Origin of the sequence: Bradyrhizobium acaciae (assembly GCF_020889785.1) — a bacterium.
Lineage (GTDB): Bacteria > Pseudomonadota > Alphaproteobacteria > Rhizobiales > Xanthobacteraceae > Bradyrhizobium > Bradyrhizobium acaciae.
On sequence record NZ_JACMYK010000124.1, the window covers coordinates 1 to 20,968 of the forward strand.

General features: G+C 64.4%; 18 protein-coding genes and 2 pseudogenes. 12 read left to right on the forward strand and 8 right to left on the reverse strand.

Annotated features, from left to right (window positions below):
* A pseudogene (locus H8A92_RS31635) lies at nucleotides 1-332 on the reverse strand (hypothetical protein); the annotation flags it as partial.
* Between the two features lie 196 nt (nucleotides 333-528).
* Complete coding sequence (locus tag H8A92_RS31640; protein WP_229199350.1) at nucleotides 529-1,482, reverse strand: helix-turn-helix domain-containing protein; 954 nt, start codon at nucleotides 1,480-1,482, stop codon at nucleotides 529-531.
* A 236-nt stretch (nucleotides 1,483-1,718) separates the two neighbouring features.
* On the opposite strand from H8A92_RS31640, the gene H8A92_RS31645 reads away from it, so the two are divergent.
* The 3 genes from H8A92_RS31645 (at nucleotide 1,719) to H8A92_RS31655 (ending at nucleotide 5,533) form a co-directional block, all read left to right on the forward strand.
* Nucleotides 1,719-3,224, forward strand: coding sequence for a caspase family protein (locus H8A92_RS31645; RefSeq protein ID WP_229199351.1), 1,506 nt, complete (start codon nucleotides 1,719-1,721; stop codon nucleotides 3,222-3,224).
* A gap of 87 nt (nucleotides 3,225-3,311) precedes the next feature.
* Entirely contained in the window at nucleotides 3,312-4,556 is a 1,245-nt protein-coding gene (locus H8A92_RS31650) for an FAD-dependent oxidoreductase (protein WP_229199352.1), read from the forward strand.
* A gap of 200 nt (nucleotides 4,557-4,756) precedes the next feature.
* On the forward strand, nucleotides 4,757-5,533 hold the full coding sequence (locus H8A92_RS31655) for an outer membrane protein (RefSeq protein WP_229199353.1): 777 nt from the start codon (nucleotides 4,757-4,759) through the stop codon (nucleotides 5,531-5,533).
* A gap of 76 nt (nucleotides 5,534-5,609) precedes the next feature.
* Here the strand turns inward: H8A92_RS31655 and H8A92_RS31660 are convergent, their stop codons facing one another.
* The 4 genes from H8A92_RS31660 to H8A92_RS31675 form a co-directional block, all read right to left on the reverse strand.
* A complete protein-coding gene (locus H8A92_RS31660) occupies nucleotides 5,610-6,380 on the reverse strand; it encodes an SDR family NAD(P)-dependent oxidoreductase (protein WP_229199354.1) in 771 nt (256 codons plus the stop codon).
* Between the two features lie 175 nt (nucleotides 6,381-6,555).
* Entirely contained in the window at nucleotides 6,556-7,347 is a 792-nt protein-coding gene (locus tag H8A92_RS31665; RefSeq protein ID WP_229199355.1) for an outer membrane protein, read from the reverse strand.
* 226 nt (nucleotides 7,348-7,573) lie between these two features.
* Entirely contained in the window at nucleotides 7,574-9,634 is a 2,061-nt protein-coding gene (gene parE / locus H8A92_RS31670; protein ID WP_229199356.1) for a DNA topoisomerase IV subunit B, read from the reverse strand.
* 128 nt (nucleotides 9,635-9,762) lie between these two features.
* Nucleotides 9,763-10,131, reverse strand: coding sequence for a hypothetical protein (locus tag H8A92_RS31675; RefSeq protein ID WP_229199357.1), 369 nt, complete (start codon nucleotides 10,129-10,131; stop codon nucleotides 9,763-9,765).
* A 187-nt stretch (nucleotides 10,132-10,318) separates the two neighbouring features.
* Here H8A92_RS31675 and H8A92_RS31680 point away from each other — a divergent pair, with 187 nt between their 5' ends.
* The 6 genes from H8A92_RS31680 to H8A92_RS31705 all read left to right on the forward strand — a co-directional run bounded on the left by H8A92_RS31680 (nucleotide 10,319) and on the right by H8A92_RS31705 (nucleotide 15,650).
* Nucleotides 10,319-10,849: a DedA family protein gene (locus H8A92_RS31680; protein ID WP_229199358.1), complete on the forward strand. Its 531-nt coding sequence runs from the start codon at nucleotides 10,319-10,321 to the stop codon at nucleotides 10,847-10,849.
* Nucleotides 10,850-10,995: 146 nt separating this feature from the next.
* Nucleotides 10,996-11,985 (forward strand): MBL fold metallo-hydrolase, encoded by a 990-nt coding sequence (locus H8A92_RS31685; RefSeq protein ID WP_229199359.1) that lies wholly within the window; start codon nucleotides 10,996-10,998, stop codon nucleotides 11,983-11,985.
* Nucleotides 11,986-12,221: 236 nt separating this feature from the next.
* Complete coding sequence (locus tag H8A92_RS31690; RefSeq protein WP_229199360.1) at nucleotides 12,222-12,896, forward strand: FMN-binding negative transcriptional regulator; 675 nt, start codon at nucleotides 12,222-12,224, stop codon at nucleotides 12,894-12,896.
* Entirely contained in the window at nucleotides 12,893-13,939 is a 1,047-nt protein-coding gene (gene argC / locus H8A92_RS31695) for an N-acetyl-gamma-glutamyl-phosphate reductase (protein WP_229199361.1), read from the forward strand. The genes H8A92_RS31690 and argC (H8A92_RS31695) overlap by 4 nt, the downstream gene beginning before the upstream one ends.
* A 125-nt stretch (nucleotides 13,940-14,064) precedes the next feature.
* Nucleotides 14,065-15,042 (forward strand): N-acetyl-gamma-glutamyl-phosphate reductase, encoded by a 978-nt coding sequence (argC, locus tag H8A92_RS31700; RefSeq protein WP_229199362.1) that lies wholly within the window; start codon nucleotides 14,065-14,067, stop codon nucleotides 15,040-15,042.
* A 14-nt stretch (nucleotides 15,043-15,056) separates the two neighbouring features.
* Entirely contained in the window at nucleotides 15,057-15,650 is a 594-nt protein-coding gene (locus H8A92_RS31705) for a class I SAM-dependent methyltransferase (protein WP_229199363.1), read from the forward strand.
* Nucleotides 15,651-15,682: 32 nt separating this feature from the next.
* Here the strand turns inward: H8A92_RS31705 and H8A92_RS31710 are convergent, their stop codons facing one another.
* Nucleotides 15,683-16,081, reverse strand: a complete 399-nt coding sequence (locus H8A92_RS31710) for an MAPEG family protein (protein WP_229199364.1) — start codon at nucleotides 16,079-16,081, stop codon at nucleotides 15,683-15,685.
* A 73-nt stretch (nucleotides 16,082-16,154) separates the two neighbouring features.
* Nucleotides 16,155-17,962 (reverse strand): annotated as a pseudogene (locus H8A92_RS31715) (PHA/PHB synthase family protein).
* Nucleotides 17,963-18,254: 292 nt separating this feature from the next.
* Here H8A92_RS31715 and H8A92_RS31720 point away from each other — a divergent pair.
* The 3 genes from H8A92_RS31720 to H8A92_RS31730 form a co-directional block, all read left to right on the forward strand.
* Entirely contained in the window at nucleotides 18,255-18,530 is a 276-nt protein-coding gene (locus H8A92_RS31720; RefSeq protein ID WP_229199365.1) for a hypothetical protein, read from the forward strand.
* A gap of 227 nt (nucleotides 18,531-18,757) precedes the next feature.
* Nucleotides 18,758-19,978 (forward strand): LL-diaminopimelate aminotransferase, encoded by a 1,221-nt coding sequence (locus H8A92_RS31725; RefSeq protein ID WP_229199366.1) that lies wholly within the window; start codon nucleotides 18,758-18,760, stop codon nucleotides 19,976-19,978.
* A gap of 38 nt (nucleotides 19,979-20,016) precedes the next feature.
* A partial coding sequence (locus H8A92_RS31730) for a homoserine dehydrogenase (protein ID WP_229199367.1) occupies nucleotides 20,017-20,968 on the forward strand: 952 nt, incomplete at its 3' end.

Below are 20,968 nucleotides of genomic sequence, written 5' to 3' on the forward strand. Positions count from 1 at the left end.
AGCGCCTGCTGGGCGCGGCGACTGCCCGGCCGGATCGCGCCGCGCTCGATCAGCGCAAGGTCGGCCACGATCTTGACCAGCGCAGGAATGCGCGCGGTATCACCGGTCTCCGTGGCTTCCTTGAAGTCGGCAAGGCAGGCTTCGAGCAACGGCGCCCAGCCGCGATTGCTTGTCGTTGGAGAACCGCGACGTGCAAGCTCCTGGGCTTGAATTTGACCCATCTGCAGGTCCACGGCATCGAGGCCGGGAACGCGCGCGGGGCGCGTGGATAGCGTTTCCGCGCCTTGATCCTTCTGCTTACCGCGCATCGTGCGTGACCCCTCGCTCTGCATGAGAGCGCGCGTCGCCGGTAACGGGATTGGCTTTGTCGAGCCCGGGCGAAGCGCCAGCGTGGTTCTGGCGAAGTCGCCGGAAATTATCTTCTCAATGCGCGCAGGCTGATCACTTCGCTTCAGGGAGCGGCGGATCGGAGTTCAAGGAGATGCAGGGTCGTGGGCGAAGGGCACCGGCCGGTCCCCGGATCGACGCTCAAGCCCGTCGCGCCCGGTAATCGCCCGGCGTCATCGATTCGGACGCATTGAAGAGGCGGTAGAACGTCGCGAGGCTCTCGAAGCCGCAGGCATAGGCGACCTCGGCGATGGTCTGCCTGGGCTGCTCGCGGAGCAGGTGGCGGCTTTGCGCGAGCCGGAGCATGGTGACGGTCTCCGAGAAGCTGTTCCCGGTTTCCTCGAACAGGATGTGCAGGTGACGGACCGAGATGCCGAGCAGGCCGGCGATCAGGGTTGGCGTCAGCGCCGCACTCGAGAGATGCCGCCGGATCAGGCGGCGGGCCAGCGACAGATGGCCGCTGCGCAGGGCCTGCTGCGCGAGCCTGCTCTTCGGCCGCATGTGACCGCGCTCGATCAGCGCGATATGGGCAAGCGCCTGCACTATCGGAGCCGTATCCGCCGCCGCGGCGTCCTTGCCTTCGATCAGGTCGCGGAAGCAGGATTCCAGCAGCATCCGTAGCGCGGTCTCATCCTGCACCGGCTTGGGGACGAGCTCGCCGAGCTCGGCGCCCGGCGGCACGACGTTCGCTACCGGAATCTTGATGATGCGCAGCTGGAAGCCGTCGTCATGCAGCGGGACGGTGCGATAAGGCAGGTCCGAATAGCTGGTCGCGAACATGCCGTCGCGAACCGCAAACTCGTCGAGCAGCGCGCCGCCGAACCAGCCGCCGCCGCCGAGCTGCTGGTAGATGCAAAGGCTGTTGCTCGCCGCATCGGCGATATCGCCGGTGCGCCGCTCGACCCGGTAGGGCGAGGCACGCAGCTCGACCAGCCCGGCATCGCCAAGCTGGCGCAGCGTAAACTCACCGAAGAAGTCCTGGCGCCGGTCGGGCTCGAGCTCCGCGGTGACGCCGAACAGCCCCTTGGCGCGGACCTCGCGCCAATAGTCGAAGCGATCCCGGGGATCGACTTGATCGGTGGACCATGTGTGCACGGAAAAGCCCTTGGGACCCGTGGAGAGCTCGCGCCGGAGTGAAGGCCCGAATCTATCATGCCGGCCGTAAAAAGAAACTTGACCTGAGACGGACGGGGCGGCCCATGGTGGCCCCGTCGCGGCGGTCGGGACGGTGACCCGGTGTGGTCGGCCTTGAACCGGCCAAACGGCTGATCCGACTATTAGGCGGCCGTCGCTTGGGCGGCGCACTGCTCGTGCAGGCGAGAAACGGGATGATGAGCTGGTTTTCGAGACTTTCGGCGATCTTTTTGGCCATTGCATTTGGCGCATTGGCCGCGCCCGCCCAGGCCGAAAAGCGCGTCGCGCTGGTGATCGGCAACAATGACTACAGGAACGTGCCCAAGCTGCAGAAGGCGGTCAACGACGCCCGCACCATGGGCGACACGCTGAAGCAGCTCGGCTTCAACGTGATGGTGGCCGAGAATTTGAATCGGCAGGCGTTCTCCGAGACGCTGCTCGCGTTCGACCGCGCCGTGGAACCCGGCGATACCGCGTTCTTCTTCTATGCCGGCCACGGCTTCGAGATCGCCGGCCAGAATTTCCTGCTGCCGACCGACGTGCCGGCCGCGACCGAGGGGCAGGAGGAACTGGTGCGCGACGCCTCTGTTCTCGCCGACCGCATCATCGAGCGGTTGCAGAACAAGAAGGCGCGCACCTCGATCCTGGTGTTCGACGCCTGCCGCAACAATCCGTTCGAGCGGGCCGGTACGCGCGCCGTCGCCGGCGGCGGCGGCCTGGCGCCGATGACGCAACTGCCCGAAGGCGTGTTCTCGGTGTTCTCGGCGGGGCCGCGCCAGACCGCGCTCGACCGTCTCTCGAACGACGATGCCAATCCCAATTCGGTATTCACGCGAACCTTCGCCAGGGAGTTGCTGCAGCCCGGCGAAAACCTCGTGCAGGTCGCGCAGCGCACGCGGCGTCTGGTCAGCGAGATGGCCGAGACCGTGAAGCACAAGCAGATCCCGGTCTATTTCGACCAGATGGTCGACGACGTCTTCCTGAACGGGATCGCCAAGGAGCAGGCGAAGGCGCAGGGCGAGGTTGCCAAGGCGTCCGCTCCACCGCAGCAGGTGGCCGCGCTGCCGCCGGTATCGGTGCCGAAGCTGCCGAAGGAGGACTCCATCAACGCGCCGATCGCGAGCTTCTCGCGGCACAATGGCGGCTGGACCGTCGTGTTCTCGATCGCCGATCCGACGCTCGGCATTTCCTGGCGGATCGGCGACAGCGGTGATTTCCGCGAAACCGGCTTCATGGACACGCTCGATCCGCGCACGCGCAAGCGGATGCCCAATCCGTCGATCGAGCTGCCCGCCGACGCGCCGGCGGCCACCATCGAGATTCGCTATGTCGATACACAGGGCGAGATGCAGGGGCCGTTCCCGATCAAGTTCGATCCCGACGCCGCCCTAATCCGCGACCAGCGCAAGATTCTCGACATGACCGCGACCAGCTGGCTGGCGTTCCGCGAGTTCAACGGGCTCTTGGTCTACTATACGCATCTGATGTCGTATCGCTGCGCGATCCGCGAGGTGCGGATCGGCATAGATAGCGCCGTGCCGGACAAGGTCCTGAAGATGCCGGTCTGCAATTCGCGCGATCCGAGCGCGATCCCGTCCGACGCGCAGCCCTATCTGAAGCTCGCACCGCAGACCAAATCGGTCTCGGTGGAGCTGACCTATCGCGACGGCAGCGTGTCGGAAATCAAGACGTTCCGGCGATAGTTTTGCAGGCGATGGCATTGCATCCTTGTCGTCCGAACCGCGTTACAGTCGGAGCCTGAGAGGCGAGACAGCGGCAAGGACGGCATCATGGATGCAGGCAATCCGGCGGGACCTAAGACGCGTCAGATGAAGGTGCGCTGCTGCGTGGTCGGCGGCGGACCGGCCGGCATGATGCTCGGTTACCTGCTCGGACGCGCCGGGGTCGATGTCGTGGTGCTGGAGAAGCACGCCGACTTCTTCCGCGATTTCCGCGGCGACACCGTGCATCCCTCGACCCTGCAGGTGATGGACGAGCTCGGCCTGATCGACGGTTTCCTGAAGCTGCCGCACCAGGACATCCAGGCGCTCGACGGCATATTCGGCCGCACCTCGGTGCGGGTCGCCGACCTGAGCCGCCTCAGCGTCAAATATCCCTTCATCGCGATGATGCCGCAGTGGGACTTCCTCAATTTCCTGCGCGAGAGCGGCAAGCGTTTCAGCGCGCTGAAGGTGCTGATGAGCGCGGAGGCGACCGACCTGATCCGGCGTGGCGACGCGATTGCGGGCGTGCGCGCGAACACGCCTGACGGCCCTATCGACATCGAGGCGGATCTCACCATCGGCTGCGATGGCCGCCATTCCATGGTGCGCGAGCGTGCCGGCCTCGCGGTCGAGGAGATCGGCGCGCCGATGGATGTGTTGTGGTTTCGTGTCGGGCGGCGTCCGGACGAGACCGAGAATTTGTTCGCCCGCGTCGACAACGGCAAGATGATGGTGACGTTCGATCGCGGCGACTATTGGCAATGCGCCTATGTGATCGCCAAGGGACAATACGAGGCGGTGAAGGTGAGGGGATTGCCGGCATTGCTCGACGATGTGCTGCGCCTCGCGCCGATCCTCAAGCCCGGCATCGGCGACGTGAAGAGTTTTGACGACGTGAAGCTGCTCACGGTCGCGATCAATCGCCTGACGCGCTGGACCCGGCCCGGCCTGCTCTGTATCGGCGATGCCGCGCACGCGATGTCGCCGATCGGCGGCGTCGGCGTCAACCTCGCAGTGCAGGACGCGGTCGCGACCGCAAACATCCTGGCGACGAAGCTCGCACAAGGCTGCCCGTCGGAGGATGAACTCGACGCGGTGAGGCGCCGCCGCGAATTTCCGGTGCGCCTGACCCAGCGCATGCAGGTGATCGCGCAGAACAACATCATCAGTGCCGCGCTGAAGGCAGGCGATCAGCCGATGCCGTTCGCGCTGCGGTTGATCACGGCAATGCCCTGGCTGCAGGGCCTCACGGCACGTCTTGTCGCCGTCGGGGTGCGGCCGGAGCACGTGCATTCGCCGGCTGCGAGCTGACGCGCGTCGAACGCGCGAGACGGAATTTATTAGGGATAACAGCCTCTTAAACTGGTCGCTAGAAGTTGCGCGATTGCAACAGAGAGACATGATTCGAAACCGGCGGACACGGATTCTGCGTTGCCGGTTCCCGAGATTTCCTTTTGGTAAGGGTCTCTCTGGGAAAGCTCATCCCCATCAGACAACCTGGGGGTGCCACCGTGTTTCATGCGAGATTCATTGCCGCGCTGACCGTGACCACGGCGCTTGGCGTCAGCGCTGCGTCGGCCGCCGATCTCGCGGCACGTCCGTACACCAAGGCGCCGGCCTATGTGGAAGCGATCTACAACTGGGCAGGCTTCTACGTTGGTGGCCATCTCGGTGGCGCCTGGACCAACGAGCAGTGGGTCAACAGCGCGAACACGACGGCGTTCGGCGATCTCGCTCCCGGCCAGGGCTTTCGTCAGCGCGGCTCGGGTTTCATGGGCGGTGGCCAGATCGGCTACAACTGGCAGGCCAACGATTTCGTATTCGGCATCGAGGGCACGATTTCCGGGCTCGACAATTCCGGCCGCGTCACCAACACGGTGTTCGGCCTTAGCCACGATGATCAGTTCAGCTGGCGCGCGAATGCGATGGCGACGATCGTCGGTCGTGCCGGCTACGCTATTCAGAACAACCTGCTTTACTTCAAGGGCGGTTATGCCGGCGTGAACAACCGTCTGTCCGTTGTCGACAACGTTCCGCCGGCAACCGGCTCCGGCAGCCAGACCCACTGGGCCAGCGGCTGGACGGTCGGTGCCGGCTGGGAATACGGCATCACCCGCAACTGGACCATCGGCGTCGAATACAACTACGCGGCCTTCGAGCGTGAGACCTATCAGCTCGCCGGCACTTCGGCCGGGACCTACACGTTCGACGCCAAGCCGCGCGACATTCAATGGGCGGTGGTGCGCATGAACTACAAGTTCGACGCGCCGGTGATCGCGCGCTACTGAGTTTACACCGAGGCGAACAGGATGCAGGAGCCCCGGCGCACGCGCCGGGGCTCCTGTGTTTCAGGGCTCGTGAAGCTCAGGCCATGACCGAAAAGCCGCCGTCGACGGGAATCGCGGTGCCGGTGACGAAGTCCGACGCCGGCGACGCCAGGAATACGGCGATGCCTGCGAAGTCGTCGATGGCACCCCAGCGTGCGGCCGGCGTGCGCGCGAGCACGCGCTCATGCAGCCCGGAAACCTGCTGGCGAGCGCCCTTGGTCAGATCGGTGTCGATCCAGCCGGGAAGGATGGCGTTGACCTGGATGTTGTCCGGAGCCCAGGCGTTGGCGCAGGCGCGGGTGTACTGGACGATGCCGCCCTTGCTCGCGGCATAGGCCGCAGCGAAGCTCGCGCCGAAGATCGACATCATCGAGCCGATATTGATGATCTTGCCGTGGCCCGATGCCTTGAGCGCCGGATAGGCCGCCTTCGAGCACAGGAACGCGCTGGTGAGGTTGGTGTCGATCACCTTGCTCCACTCGTCGAGCTCGAGCTCGTGCGGGGGCTTGCGGATGCTCATGCCGGCGTTGTTGACGAGAATGTCGATCCGGCCGAGCTCGCCGGCGACCCGCTCGACCATCGCCGCGACCGCGGCCTTATCGGTCACGTCGGTTGCCACCGCGATCGCCTTGACGCCGCGCTTGCCGAGATCCTCGACGGCGGCTTTCGATTTCGCCTCGTTGCGGCCGACCACAGCCACCGCCGCACCGGCATCCGCCAGCCCGCGTGCCATGCCAAGCCCGATGCCGCCATTGCCGCCGGTGACGATCGCGACCCGGCCCGAGAGATCAAACTGTCCGTTTTTCATTGTTGTTGTCCGCTGTGGTTTGAATCTGGCCGCGAGAGTGCCCGATCGTACCCGTGCTGGCCAGATCAGGCGCAGCCGGCCGGCTCTGCGGTGGGCGGGATAGTTCCGAAGCCATCAGGGCAACAAAAAAGCCCCGGACGATGCCGGGGCTTTTGGTCTTCTAGCTCAGAAGAGATCAGTACTTCGCAACAACCGGGCCGGTCCAGTTGAAGCGGTAGACCAGCGAGGTGCTGATGGTCTGGACGAGCGGCTTGAAGGTGATGTCGCGGCCGTTCGAGATGTTGGTGACGTCAGCCAGCTCGGAGATGTTCTTGCTGTCGTAGTAAGCGGCGCGATACTCGGTCTTCATGAACCAGCCCGGCGCGGTGATGCCGAAGATGTTCAGGTTGTTCTCGACGCCGCCGCCGACGAACCAGCCGCTGCGATCGAAGCCGTTGGTGTGCCCGCCGACCGGAAGAGCGGTCGCGGTGTTGAACAGGGTGGTGCCCTTCCAGTGCGAGCTGGAGTAACCGGCGTTGACGTAGGACAGAACGTTCGGCGCGATCAGATAGCCGAGGCGCGCACCGACGGCCCAGTTGTAGTCGTTCTTGATGGTACCGGCGACGCCGAGGCCCTGATCCTGGATGGTGCCCTTCAGGCTGCCGAACTGACCGTCGGCGAACACGCCGAGGACCCAGCTGTTGGCGGTCTGCCAGTCATAACCGGCACCGACGGTGCCGTACCAGCCATCACCGCCCTGGCGCTGGTTGAAGCCAAGGATCGGCGCACCCGTGGCGGTTGACTGGACGCCGGTGTCAGCGTCCCAGACGCCGCCGCCGCCACCGCCGAAGATGTAGAAGCCGGTCCAGCTCGGCGCCACCGCGATCGGGGCGGGAGCCTTGGTGTAGGGGCGGGCGGCCAGATCGGCAGCCGACGCGGAACCCGTCATCGCAGCAACCGCGGTCAGAGCGAGCAAAATCTTCTTCATATTCAAATCCTCGACTAGCGTTCGATCGGGTCGCTGACGGGGGTGCGTTGGCACCGATTCCCGAAACTCATGTCAGGACTATACGTGGTTCCGTCGGAAATGCTGTTGCGGGTGAGACACAACCGCCCGAAAACGAAGCGCCAGGGCGCTCCGAAGAGGCCAACGAAAACGGCCGCCCCCGATCAGGAGGGCGGCCGGAAAATCGTTTCAAATCAGTCGGTTGATCCTAGACGTCGAGCAGGTCGTCGCTGGCGAATTCGGCCTTGTCGGAGATGAAGGCAAAGCGGGCTTCCGCCTTGGTACCCATCAACCGCTCGACCGAGTCGGCCGTGCCCTCGCGATCATCGGCCAGCAGCACCACGCGCAGCAGCGTGCGCTTGGCCGGATCCATCGTGGTTTCCTTCAGCTGCGCCGGCATCATCTCGCCGAGGCCTTTGAAGCGATTGACCTCGACCTTGGCGTTGGCGTTGAACTCGCTCTTCAGCAGCTCTTCCTTGTGCGCGTCGTCGCGCGCGTAGATTGACTTGGTGCCGTGCTTCAGTTTGTAGAGCGGCGGCACCGCCAGATAGAGATGGCCCTCGTCGATCAGCCGCGGCATCTGCCGATAGAAGAAGGTGATCAGCAGCGAGGCGATGTGCGCGCCGTCGACGTCGGCGTCGGTCATGATGATGATGCGCTGATAGCGCAGATCCTCTTCGCGGTAATGCGCGAGCGTGCCGCAACCGATCGCCTGCACGAGATCGGAGAGCTGCGCGTTGGCGGTCAGCTTGTCCTTGCCGGCGGAGGCGACGTTGAGGATCTTGCCGCGCAGCGGCAGCACGGCCTGGGTCTTGCGATCGCGTGCCTGCTTGGCGCTGCCGCCGGCCGAGTCACCTTCGACGATGAAGAGTTCGGAGCCTTCAGTGCCTGCGTCGGAGCAATCGGCGAGCTTGCCGGGAAGGCGCAGCTTCTTGCCGGCGGTCTTGCGCGCGGTTTCCTTTTCCTGGCGGCGACGCAGCCGGTCCTCGGCGCGATCGATCACGAAATCCAGCAGCCGGTTGGCCTGGTTCGGATTGCCTGACAGCCAGTGGTCGAACGGATCCTTCATCGCCTGTTCGACGATGCGCTGCGCTTCGGCAGTGGCGAGACGGTCCTTCGTTTGGCCCTGGAATTCAGGCTCGCGCACGAACACCGAAAGCATCACGGCCGCGCCCACCATCACGTCTTCCGAGGTGATCGAGGCCGCGCGCTTGCCCTGACCGGCGCGCTCGGCGTGGTCCTTCAAGCCGCGCAGCAGCGCGCTGCGCAGGCCCGATTCATGCGTGCCGCCGTCGGGCGTCGGCACCGTGTTGGTGTAGGACGACAGGAAGCCGTCGGCATCGGCGGTCCAGGCGACAGCCCATTCGCAGGCGCCATGCGCGCCGCTGCGGCCGGACTTGCCGGAGAAGATATCCTGATGCACCAGCGTGTCGGCATGGATCGCCGCGGCGAGATAGTCCTTCAGGCCGCCGGGGAAGTGAAACTTGGCTTCCGCCGGAACGTCCTCGACGCCCTTCAGCAGTTCCTGATCGCAGTGCCAGCGAATCTCGACGCCGCCGAACAGATAGGCCTTCGAGCGCGTCATCTTGAACAGACGCTGCGGCTTGAAGGCCGCCTTGGCGCCGAAAATGTCGGTGTCCGGCTTGAAGCGGATGCGCGTGCCGCGGCGGTTGTTGACCTTGCCGAGGTCTTCGAGCTTGCCCTTGGGATGGCCGCGCTCGAAGGTCATGCGATGCAACTGCCCGCTGCGCGCGACCTCGACCTCGAGCCGCGAGGAGAGGGCGTTGACCACGGAGACGCCGACGCCGTGCAGACCGCCCGAAGTCTCGTATACCTTGGAGTCGAACTTGCCGCCCGAGTGCAGCGTGCACATGATGACTTCGAGCGCCGACTTCTTGGGGAATTTCGGATGCGGGTCGACCGGAATGCCGCGGCCATTGTCGGTCACGGTCAGGAAGCCGTCGGTGGTCAGCTCCACGTCGATGAAGGTGGCGTGACCCGCCAGCGCCTCGTCCATGCAGTTGTCGATCACCTCGGCGAACAGGTGGTGCAGCGCCTTCTCGTCGGTGCCGCCGATATACATGCCGGGGCGCCGGCGGACCGGTTCCAGCCCTTCCAGCACCTCGATATCGGCCGCCGTATAGCCGGCTTCGGCGCCGGCTGCAGGCCGCGAGGCGGCCTTGGCCGGTGCACGTCCCTTCGGCTCCGGAGCCCCGAACAGGTCGTCGGCAGATTTACTTTTGGCGTTCGACTTCAATGATTTGGCCATGGTTCTTCAAGTGGCGCGCCGGTCTTGGCGCAGCGAATCGGTTGCTCTGACTATGCCACGGATGGGCTGCAAAATGGGGGCGGCCGCCCCCTGAAGAGCCGGCCGCCTGTGTAGATAGGTGCCCGCGATTACGCCCGCGAGGTGCGGAATACAACGACCGTGAACAGGGCCATGGCGACGACCACCATCAGCGAGCCGACGATCGGGGCCGCCTCGAACGCCGGCCCCCTCAACAGCACGGCGGCGACGCCGGCCGGAAACAGGATGCCGCCGACGATATGCAGCCAGCCCTGGATCCTGGCGAGCAGCATCGTGCCTGCCGCCGGCACCAGCCGGTAGTAGAGGCCGAACAGGAACAGCAGCACGCCGCCGACGAGATTGAGATGCGCATGCGCCGGCCCCAACGTGAAGTCGTGCTGGATACCCATGGCGATGCCCGCGAGCATTCCGAACAGCAAGACGACAACGCCCACGCACATCATGAGTGACCCGATCATCCAGTGAATCCTTTTTTCTTATGAGGGAGATGTCGGCCGGCCCGGACCGCGGAGCCTGTCGGAAATCACGTTTGATCCCCGGCTTTGTGACTTGATGTCACGCAATGGGCTGGCTTACCTGTTCTTAGGCTGCGTGCCGGTAGAAAGGTTCATTCGAGGTTCAACGGAGCGGAAGGCACACGACGAAATGGAAGACCTTGCGCGGGCCCTGGCCGAATTCGTGCGCCATCACCAGGCCTGGGCCGCTCCGATCGTCCTGCTGCTGGCGTTCGCGGAATCGCTCGCCTTCATCTCGCTGCTGGTGCCGGCCTGGGGCGCGCTGGTTGCGATCGGCGCGCTGATCGGCGTCAGCGGGATCAGCTTCTGGCCGATCTGGATTGCGGGCGGCATCGGCGCCGCGCTCGGCGACTGGCTCTCTTACTGGTTCGGGTATCGTTACAAGGAGCAGGTCGCGCAGATGTGGCCGCTGTCGCGCTATCCTGAGATCCTGCCGCGCGGCGAAGCCTTCGTGAAGACATGGGGCGTGCCGAGCATCTTCATCGGGCGCTTCTTCGGTCCGCTGCGCGCCTCGGTGCCGCTTGCGGCCGGCATTTTCGAGATGTCGTATTGGCAGTTCCAGGTCGCCAATTTCGTCTCCGCGCTGGTCTGGTCCGCGGCGCTGCTGCTGTTCGGCGACGTCATTGCCCAAGGCATCGAGTGGATGTGGCGGGTGGTGTAACGATGTCAGGAATATCGCGACCGCGCAGGGGGTAGGCCGGGAGGACAACCGCTCGCGCTGTAGTCGTCGCGCGAGTATCGAAACGCTGATACAACCGCGCACCAAGCGCGAGTTCATTGGGCGCCGCTTCACTGGGAGGACAACACATGGAATTGACACGACGTCACGCTCTCGCTGGCGCTGCCGGCATCGCAACCGCACCATTGTTATCAGCCGTTCCCGCGGTCGCCGCAGCGCCCGTAGCCGACAAGCAGGCGCCGAGCTTCTATCGCTACAAGGTCGGAGACATCCTCGTCACCGCGGTGTCCGACGGCAAGAATGTCTTCAAGCTGGAGGACTCATTCATTCCGAATGCGAAGCGCGACGACGTCAATGCGGCGCTGGAGAAGGCGTTCATGCCGCGCGACATGATGACGATCTGGTTCGCGCCTCTCGTGCTCAATACCGGCGGCAAGCTCGTGGTGATCGACACCGGCAACGGTGCGCTGGCGAAGGTCAGCAGCAAGGGCACCAATGGCCTGTTCGCCGACAATTTCGTTGCCGCCGGATTCGACCCCAAGAATGTCGACATGGTCGTGATCTCGCATTTCCACGGCGATCATGTGAATGGCCTGCTGACGGCCGAGGGCACGCCGGCATTCCCGAACGCCGAAGTGCTGGTGCCGGCCACCGAATGGAAGTTCTGGATGGATGACGGCGAGATGAGCCGGGCACCGGCCGGCCGCATGGCGGGCCTGTTCAAGAACAACCGCAACATCTTCGAGGCGGGCTTGAAGAAGAAGGTGACGCCCTATGAATGGGGCAAGGAGATCGCGCCGGGCCTGACCTCGGTCGAGACCGTCGGCCATACGCCGGGCCACACCTCCTACGTGCTGGCCTCGGGGGCGGACAAGGTCTTCATCCAGTCCGACGTCACCAACAACCCGAACCTGTTCGCGACCAACCCCGGCTGGCATGCGTTCTTCGACCAGGACGGCGACGTGGCGGAGAAGACCCGCCGCCGCATCTACGACATGGTGGTCGCGGAGCGGCTCCAGGTGCAGGGCTTCCATTATCCGTTCCCGGGCCTCGGCAACGTGGTGAAGGACGGCGTCGGCTACCGCGTGGTGCCGGCACCGTGGAATCCGGCGATCTGAACGGTTTTTCTTGACGTCAATTCTTCTTGACGCTTTGGGGGCGCGGCCCTATAGCCGCGCCCATGATCAACGCCGCGACCATCATCATTGCCCGCCGCCGCCGCATTATCGCGGTATGGGCGGTCGCTCGCGTTTAAGACCATCGCCTCTGCCGCCGGACCTGATCCCGCGGCGCTCTCCTCAAAAAGACACGCGGTTCGATCTGGCGGCTCCTTCGTCACGCAGGAGTTTCGACCATGTATACGCCACCGGTATTCAAGCCTGACCGCGCCGCGAGCCTTGCCTTCGCGGAAGCGCGCGGTTTCGGCATGGCCTGCGCGTGGGACGGCGGCAAGCCGATCGCCTCGGTGCTGCCGTTCTATTTGACCTACGCCGCCGACGGCACGCCGCGGGCGCTGTTTCATGTTGCCCGTCACAATCCGCTGGTAAAGCTGGCGGGCGGGGCTCCCTGGTTGTTGGCCGTCAACGGCGCGGATGCCTATGTGTCGGCGGACTGGTACGTGTCGCCCGACCAGGTGCCGACCTGGCTCTATCAGGCCGTGCATCTGACCGGGTCGGTGCGGACCCTGTCGGATGAGGAACTCGCGGTTCAGATCGACACGCTGAGCGCCAAGTTCGAGGACCGGCTGCTGCCGAAGCCCCCGTGGACGTCAGGCAAGATGACAGCCCCGCGGCTCGATGCCATGAAGAAGGCGATCGTGGGCCTTGAGATGACGGTGGAAGAGGTGGAGGGCAGCTTCAAGCTGAACCAGCACAAATCCGAAGCCGATTTCGCGGCGGTCGGCAACGCGCTCGCTTTGCAGGCCGATTCCGGTGCCCGGGACATCGCGGCTTTGATGCGCGAGGTGCGCCCGCAGGCTTTCGCGATGATACGGACCGAGATGACGACGCTTCCGAGGAGCGAGCAATGACGAAGAAGAAAATCGGAATTCTGGGCGCGTCCGGCTACACCGGCGCCGACGCGGTGCGCCTGTTGGCGCGGCACCCGAATGCCGAAATCACCGCGCTTACCGCCAACACCCATGCCGGCAAGACGATGAGCGAGGTGTTTCCTCACTTCTTCATGCTTGACCTGCCAAAACTCGTGGAATGGGAAAAGGTCGACTGGACGCGGCTCGATGCCGTGTTCTGCGGACTGCCGCACGGGACGACGCAAGAGATCATCGCTGCGGTGCTGAAAGCCAATCCCGGAATCAAGATCCTCGATATGTCCGCGGATTTCCGGCTGCGCAACAAAGGCAGCTACGCGCAATGGTATGGCCATGAGCACCGGGCGCTCGAATTGCAGGACGAGGCTGTCTATGGGCTGACCGAGCTCTACCGGGAGAAGGTTACGGCCGCGCGGCTGGTGGCCTGTCCCGGCTGCTATCCGACGGCGGTGCTGCTGGCGCTTGTTCCGCTGGCCAAGGCAAGGTTGATTGACGTCGAAGACATCGTCATCGACGCCAAGTCGGGTGTCACCGGCGCCGGACGGGGACTGAAGCAGAACACGCTGTTCAGCGAGGCCGGCGAAGGGTTGTCGCCCTATTCGGTCGGAAGCCATCGACACTCGGCGGAGATCGAGCAGGAGATCGGCGCAGCCGCTGGCTCGGCCGTGACAGTGAACTTCACCCCGCATCTCATTCCGATGGCGCGGGGTGAGTTCTGCACATCCTATGTCAAGCTGAACGGGGCTACGCCGGACGATTTGCGCGCCGAGCTGGAAAAGGCCTACGCCGACGAGCCGTTCGTATACGTGACGAAGAAGGGCGTGTTGCCACAGACGCAGAACGTGCGTGGTTCGAATTACGTTCAGATCGGCGTCGTCGCCGACCGGATCAAGAACCGCGCCATCGTGCTCTCGACGCTCGATAATCTTGTGAAGGGTTCGGCCGGACAGGCGATCCAGAACATGAACCTGATGTTCGGCTTGCCCGAAACCACCGGACTGGAGCAGATCGCGCTGTTTCCTTGAGTGGGACTTGTCAACGTGGACGAGGATGCGCTCGATCCAGGGATAGCTGCCCATCCCCGGATTGGCGGCGCAGGCGCGGCCAATGTGCTAGCAAACGAAACGAATGAGCTCGAAAGGAACGTGCCATGACCCTCACCGATACCAATCCTAAGACCAAGACCGGTGCGACCAAGGCCACCGTGTTCGTCGATGGCGGCTCAGGCACCACCGGGCTCGGCATCCAGGAACGGCTGCATGCAATCGGCGACGTCGCGGTGAAGCATATCGCCGAGGACAAGCGGAAGGACGCCGGTGCCAAGCGCGCGCTGATGGAGGAGGTGGATCTCGTGATCCTCTGCCTGCCCGATGATGCCGCCAAGGAAACCGTCGCGCTGATCGACACCATGGGCAACTCAGCGCCAAAGGTGCTCGACGCCTCGACCGCCTATCGGGTCGCGCCGGACTGGGCCTATGGCTTTGCCGAGCTCGCCCCCGGCCAGGCTGACAAGATCCGCAACGCGAAAAAGGTCTCCAATCCGGGCTGCTATCCGACCGGCGCAATCGCGCTGCTGCGGCCGCTCGTCGACGGTGGCCTGCTGCCGGCCGACTATCCCGTCACCATCAATGCGGTGAGCGGCTATTCGGGCGGCGGCAAGTCGATGATCGCAAGCTTCGAAGACGGCTCGGCGCCGGCGTTCCATCTCTACGGACTCGGCTTCGAGCACAAGCACGTGCCGGAGATGCAGCTCTACTCGCATCTGACGCGGCGGCCGCTCTTCATCCCGTCGGTCGGCAACTACCGGCAGGGCATGCTGGTCTCGGTGCCGCTGCAACTCGACGCGCTGCCGGGCAAGCCTGATGGAGCCGATCTGCAGGCCGTGCTGGCGAAGTGGTACGCCGGCAGCAAATACGTCTCGGCGATGCCGCTCCAGAACGAGGCCAGCACGAGCGGCAAGATCGAGCCGGAAGCACTCAACGAGACCAACCAGCTCGAGCTCTATGTCTTTGCCAGCGACAAGCACCGCCAGGCCGTGCTGGTCGCGCGGCTCGACAATCTGGGCAAGGGCGCCTCGGGTGCCGCGGTACAGAACATGCGGCTGATGCTCGGTCTGGCCGACAGCTGACGGCGGGGCGCACCGTGGACGACGCCACGCTGCAATTCTACCGGCGCAATGCCGAGGCCTATGCCGGGTGGGCGAAAGCACCGTCCACCCGGTTGATCGGCTTTCTCAAGCTGTTGCCGCCGGGCGGGGCGATCCTCGAACTCGGCTGCGGCGCCGGCAATCATGCCGCCGTCATGCTTGCCGAAGGTTTCGTGCTGCGCGCGACCGACGGTTCTCCTGAAATGGCTGAAGTCGCGGCGCGCCGCATCAATCATCCGGTCGAGGCGATGCTGTTCGATGAGCTCGACGACCTGGAAGCCTATGACGGCGTCTGGGCCAGCGCGTGCCTGCTGCACGTGCCGCGCGACGAATTGGCCGGCATTCTCGGCCGGATCCATCGGGCGTTGAAACTCGGTGGCCTGTTCTACGCGAGCTACAAGATCGGCCATGGCGATGGCCGCGACAGCATCGGCCGCTACTACAATTATCCCGCGGCGGATTGGCTGGCGGCGACCTACGCATCGTCGGGGGCGTGGACGCAGGTCTCGTCCGACACCAGCGAGATCAAGAGTTTTGACGAGGCGCCCGCGACGATGCTGCATATCGTCGTGCGCAAGGGCGGCCAGTAGCGCCGGCGCAGCGACCGGCGCCAATCTGTTGCTCAGACGATCTTGAAGATCGCGAGCGCCAGCACCGCCTGCGCGATGAAGCCGACCGTGAAGGCCAGGGTCCGGAACACCGGAACGCCCAGCGCGTAGACGATCAGATGCGCGACGCGGGCCCAGAAATAGACGGCGCAGGCGAGCACGGTCCATTTGGTGGAATAATCGGCCGCGTTGAGGATCAGCACCAGCGGCGCGAAGATCACGAGGTTCTCGACCGCGTTGTCGTGCGCGAACATCAGCCGGTTGGCCCATTCGTCTTGCGGCTTGTCATTGCGCGAGGGATTGCCCATCGCACCGGTCAGGCCGCGCACCTGGCAGCGGTTGATGGTGTAGGGGATCCACAAGATGCCGGTCAGGATCACCGTCAGTGACAGCCAGAACAGTTCGCGCGTCATCGTCTCCCCCTCACGTCAATGCGATTCCCGACCGCCGGGATCGTCTGTTTATAACTGAGCGGAAGAGCTCGCGCTACGCGCGGACGCGGACATAGCTGCCCGGTGCGTCCTCGAGCACCGGCGTTCCGTTGGCGCCCACGGCGCGCGCAGGAACCGTCTCCGGATCATGGCTCTCCAGCCAGGCGCGCCAGTCCGGCCACCACGATCCCTTGTGCTCCTCGGCGCCCTTCAGCCAGTCGGCGAGCTTGATGTCCTTGATGTTGTCGTTGGTCCAGTACTGGTACTTCTTCGAGGCGGGCGGATTGACCACGCCGGCGATATGGCCGGAGCCGGACAGCACGTATTTCACCGGGCCGCCGAAGAACTGCGAACCGTAGAGCACCGATTCCGCCGGCGCGATGTGATCCTCGCGTGCGGCGAGATTGTAGACCGGCACCTTCACCTTCGACAGATCGAGCAGCGTGTTGTCGAGCACCATGGTGCCGGTCGACAGCCGGTTCTCCAGATAGCAGTTGCGCAGATAATAGGAGTGGTTCGACGACGGCATCCGGGTCGCATCCGAATTCCAGTGCAGCAGGTCGAACGAGGAGGGCGACTGGCCCTTCAGATAATTGTTCACGACATACGACCAGATCAGGTCGTTCGAGCGCAGCATGTTGAAGGCCATCGCCATCTTGCTGCCTTCGAGCACGCCGGATTCCTGCATGTCGCGTTCCAGCGCCGAGATCTGGTCCTCGTCGACGAAGACAAGCAGATCACCGGCATGGGTGAAGTCGACCTGCGCGGCAAAGAACGTGGCCGACGTCACGCGCTGGCGGCGCTTCTCGGCGAGATAAGCCAGCGTCGAGGCGAGCATAGTGCCACCGACGCAATAGCCGGCGGTGTGCACCTTCATCTCGCCGGTGACCTTCTCGATCACGTCCATCGCCGTGAGCGGACCTTCGGTCATGTAGTCGGCCCAGGTTTTCTTGCCGAGCTCCTTGTCCGGATTGACCCAGGAGATCACGAACACCGTGATGCCCTGATCGACGCACCATTGACGTAGGATTTCTCAGGACGCAGATCGAGGATGTAGAACTTGTTGATCCAGGGCGGCACGATCAGCAGCGGCGTGCGCAGCACGCTCTCCGTCGCAGGCGAATACTGGATCAACTGCATCAGCTCGTTCTGGTAGATCACCTTGCCCGGCGTCGTCGCCATGTTGACGCCGACCTCGAGATTGCTCGAATCGGACTGGCGGATCTTCAGCGTGCCGTGGCCGGCTTCGATATCCTCGGCCAGCATCTTCATGCCGCGCACCAGATTGTCGCCGTTGGTCTCGACGGTCGCGCGCAGCACTTCCGGGTTGGTCAGCACGAAATTCGACGGCGCCAGCGCGTTGGTGATCTGCTGGACGTAGAATTCGGCCTTCTTGCGGGTATGCGGATCGATCCCGTCGGCGTCGTGGACCAGTTGCTGCGCCCATTTCGCGGTCAACAGATAGAGCTGGAGGATGAAGTCGAAGAACTGATTCGATTTCCACTCCGGATCCTGGAAGCGCTTGTCGCGGGGGGCCGGCGCGATCGCGGGCTTGGCATCGGCTTCGCCGGCCATGCGGCGCACCGCCGCGCCCCAGAGATCGAGGTAATCCTTGCCGAGCTGCATCTGCAGCGACGAGGCGCGCTCCTTGTCGGACAGCCAGTATTCGGCGATCACGCTGAAGGTCTTGATGACCTCACCGAACTCGTTCGGCGGCTTGTCGCGGACTTCGCCGGTCTGGCGCGGCTTGAGATAGGCGGCCAGCGCCTGGCCACTGCTCTCCATCGCCCTGGCGATGTTCATGGCGAAGGCTTCGGCGTTGAATTTCGGGGCGGCTTGGGTGTCGGTACTGACGTTGCTCATTTGAAGGACAATATCGCGTCGTTTGGGGGGCGTCATCGCGCGGTGCGGCAACGAAAATCAGTGAAAATCCGATGTTTCGCTGTGTTGCGGTGCGACAAAAAATCTTTGTTCCGTCATATTGAAGCCTCAGGGGTCGCTTTTGCTGTTCACGGCTTAAGCGTTTCGAGCGACAATCGTTTGAAACGATTAAAGCTAGGATTAACGCAGCGGGGACGCTGCAAGGCTCGTACCAGTGCGACCCGTGTCGGCAACGTGCGACCTGCGCGCTAGCTTGTTGGGGACAATTCGGCGCATGCCGATCGATGGAATGAACAGAGGGCCCGCGGCCGCAGTGCTGCTCGCGTCGTTGTTGGCGCTGAGCGGTTGCTCGAGCACGATTGCCGATATGGGCATGCCGGCCGACGCGCCGGCGCGGCAAAAGGATGCCGGCGGCTACCTCCCGGTCCACGACCTTCCGCCTGACCGCGCCGATCCGACGATCAAGCCGGCGGATCAGGCCAAGATCGAGCAGGAGCTGGTTGCCGCACGCGAGCGCCAGACCCAGGCGTCGGCCCAGGCCGGCAAGTGAACTGTGCAAGTGAGCCGCGCCAGGTGGCCGATCAGCGCTGGCGCCGCCCGGCGTCCGTGCTAAAAGAAACCCGGTTCAACCGCAGATCCGGCCGCAGCCCCCAGATCGTGCGCCTGAATTCGCTCTAAATCATTGATTCAGCGCGATTTCTGTAAGAAGCCGTGACGGCTTCCGCAAATCTACAAAGGGGGCGATTCTGGCGTCGCGGTTGTCGGAGCAAGGGTCCCATGGAAGATTTTTACCGCATTCGCCGTCTGCCGCCTTACGTCTTTGAAAAGGTCAACCAGGCCAAGGCGGCCGCGCGCAATGCCGGGGCCGACATCATCGACATGGGCATGGGCAACCCGGACCTGCCGACCCCGTCGCATGTGATCGAGAAGCTCAAGGAGACCCTGGGCAAGCCGCGGACCGACCGCTACTCGGCCTCGCGCGGCATCAACGGCCTGCGCAAGGCCCAGGCCGCCTATTATGCGCGTCGCTTCGGCGTCAAGCTGAACCCCGACACCCAGGTGGTGGCGACGCTCGGCTCGAAGGAGGGCTTTGCCAACGTCGCGCAGGCGATCACCGCGCCCGGCGACGTCGTGCTGTGCCCGAACCCGAGTTACCCGATCCATGCGTTCGGCTTCCTGATGGCGGGCGGCGTGATCCGCTCGGTGCCTTCGGAGCCGACGCCGCAGTTCTTCGAGGCGGTCGAGCGGGCGATCATCCATTCGATTCCGAAGCCGATCGCGCTGATCGTCTGTTACCCGTCGAACCCGACCGCCTATGTCGCGGATCTCGACTTCTACAGGGATCTGGTCGTGTTCGCGAAGAAGCACGACATCTTCATCCTGTCCGATCTGGCCTATGCCGAGGTCTATTTCGACGAGGACAAGCCGCCGCCCTCGGTGCTGCAGGTGCCCGGTGCGATCGACGTCACCGTCGAGTTCACCTCGATGTCGAAGACCTTCTCGATGGCCGGCTGGCGCATGGGCTTTGCGGTCGGCAATGAGCGCATCATCGCCGCACTTGCGCGGGTCAAATCCTATCTCGATTACGGCGCCTTCACGCCGGTCCAGGTGGCGGCGACCGCCGCGCTGAACGGCCCGGATGACTGCATCCGCGAGATGCGCGACACCTACCGCAAGCGCCGCGATGCGCTGGTTGAGTCATTTGGCCGCGCCGGCTGGGACATTCCGCCGCCGCAGGCCTCGATGTTTGCCTGGGCGCCGCTGCCCAAGGCGTTCGAGGCGGTCGGCAGCATGCAGTTCGCGACCCTGATGGTGGAGAAATCCGGCGTCGTGGTGTCGCCCGGCGTTGCGTTCGGCGAACATGGCGAAGGCTATGTCCGCATCGCGATGGTGGAGAACGAGCAGCGCATCCGGCAGGCCGCGCGCGGCGTGCGCCGCTTCCTTGAAAGCGGCATCGAAACGTTGCACAACGTCGTTACTCTCGCCAACCGACGCTGATCCTTCCAGCTTGCTTAATCTCCAGGTCCCTTAAATCCATGGTCGCACCCCTGAACGTGGGCATAGCGGGGCTCGGCACCGTCGGTGCCGATGTCGTCCGCCTCATCGAGACGCAAGGCCGGGCGCTCGCCGAGCGCAGCGGCCGCGGCGTTCGCGTCGTCGCCGTCACGGCGCGCTCGAAAGCCAAGAAGCGTGGCCTCGACCTGCGCGGCATCGCCTGGGCGAAGAGCCCCGAGGCGCTGGCCGAAGATCCCAACATCGACTGCTTCGTCGAACTGATGGGCGGCGCCGGCGATCCGGCGCTCTCCGCGATCGAGACCGCGCTGAAGGCCGGCAAGTCGGTTGTGACAGCCAACAAGGCGCTGATCGCCAAGCATGGCCTGCGGCTCGCGGCGGCTGCCGAGAAGCACGGCGGTGCGCTGAACTTCGAGGCGGCGGTCGGTGCGGCGATCCCGGTCATCAAGACCCTGCGCGAGGGCCTCGCCGGCACCAGCGTCAACCGCGTCTACGGCATCCTCAACGGCACCTGCAATTACATCCTGACCCGGATGGAGCAGGAGGGTCTGTCGTTTGACGAATGCCTGAAAGACGCCCAGCGTCTCGGCTACGCTGAAGCCAACCCGTCATTCGACGTCGATGGTCACGATACCGCGCAGAAGCTGGCGATCCTGGCGAGCCTCGCCTTCGGAACCAAGGTCGCCGAAAGCGCTGTTTATGTCGAAGGCATCTCCTCGATCACGCCGGAAGACCTCAGGGCGGCTTCGGAACTCGGCTACCGCGTCAAGCTGCTTGGCGTTGCCGTGCGCACGGCAAAGGGCATTGAGCAGCGCGTGCACCCGACCATGGTGCCGAAATCGTCGTCGATCGCGCAGGTGATGGGTGTCACCAATGCTGTCGCAATCGACGGCGAGGGCATTCCGCCGATCACGCTGGTTGGGCCGGGCGCCGGCGGCGGCGCGACGGCCTCGGCCGTGGTGGCCGACATCGCCG

Excerpts from the sequence above, each read along its gene's own strand:
- H8A92_RS31645 (WP_229199351.1), top strand. The coding sequence starts at position 1,719 with ATGAGCTGGTTTTCGAGACTTTCGGCGATCTTTTTGGCCATTGCATTT.
- H8A92_RS31650 (WP_229199352.1), top strand. The coding sequence starts at position 3,312 with ATGGATGCAGGCAATCCGGCGGGACCTAAGACGCGTCAGATGAAGGTG.
- H8A92_RS31660 (WP_229199354.1), bottom strand. The coding sequence starts at position 6,380 with ATGAAAAACGGACAGTTTGATCTCTCGGGCCGGGTCGCGATCGTCACC.
- H8A92_RS31665 (WP_229199355.1), bottom strand. The coding sequence starts at position 7,347 with ATGAAGAAGATTTTGCTCGCTCTGACCGCGGTTGCTGCGATGACGGGT.
- parE (WP_229199356.1), bottom strand. The coding sequence starts at position 9,634 with ATGGCCAAATCATTGAAGTCGAACGCCAAAAGTAAATCTGCCGACGAC.
- H8A92_RS31675 (WP_229199357.1), bottom strand. The coding sequence starts at position 10,131 with ATGATCGGGTCACTCATGATGTGCGTGGGCGTTGTCGTCTTGCTGTTC.
- H8A92_RS31680 (WP_229199358.1), top strand. The coding sequence starts at position 10,319 with ATGGAAGACCTTGCGCGGGCCCTGGCCGAATTCGTGCGCCATCACCAG.
- H8A92_RS31685 (WP_229199359.1), top strand. The coding sequence starts at position 10,996 with ATGGAATTGACACGACGTCACGCTCTCGCTGGCGCTGCCGGCATCGCA.
- H8A92_RS31690 (WP_229199360.1), top strand. The coding sequence starts at position 12,222 with ATGTATACGCCACCGGTATTCAAGCCTGACCGCGCCGCGAGCCTTGCC.
- argC (WP_229199361.1), top strand. The coding sequence starts at position 12,893 with ATGACGAAGAAGAAAATCGGAATTCTGGGCGCGTCCGGCTACACCGGC.
- argC (WP_229199362.1), top strand. The coding sequence starts at position 14,065 with ATGACCCTCACCGATACCAATCCTAAGACCAAGACCGGTGCGACCAAG.
- H8A92_RS31710 (WP_229199364.1), bottom strand. The coding sequence starts at position 16,081 with ATGACGCGCGAACTGTTCTGGCTGTCACTGACGGTGATCCTGACCGGC.
- H8A92_RS31720 (WP_229199365.1), top strand. The coding sequence starts at position 18,255 with ATGCCGATCGATGGAATGAACAGAGGGCCCGCGGCCGCAGTGCTGCTC.
- H8A92_RS31725 (WP_229199366.1), top strand. The coding sequence starts at position 18,758 with ATGGAAGATTTTTACCGCATTCGCCGTCTGCCGCCTTACGTCTTTGAA.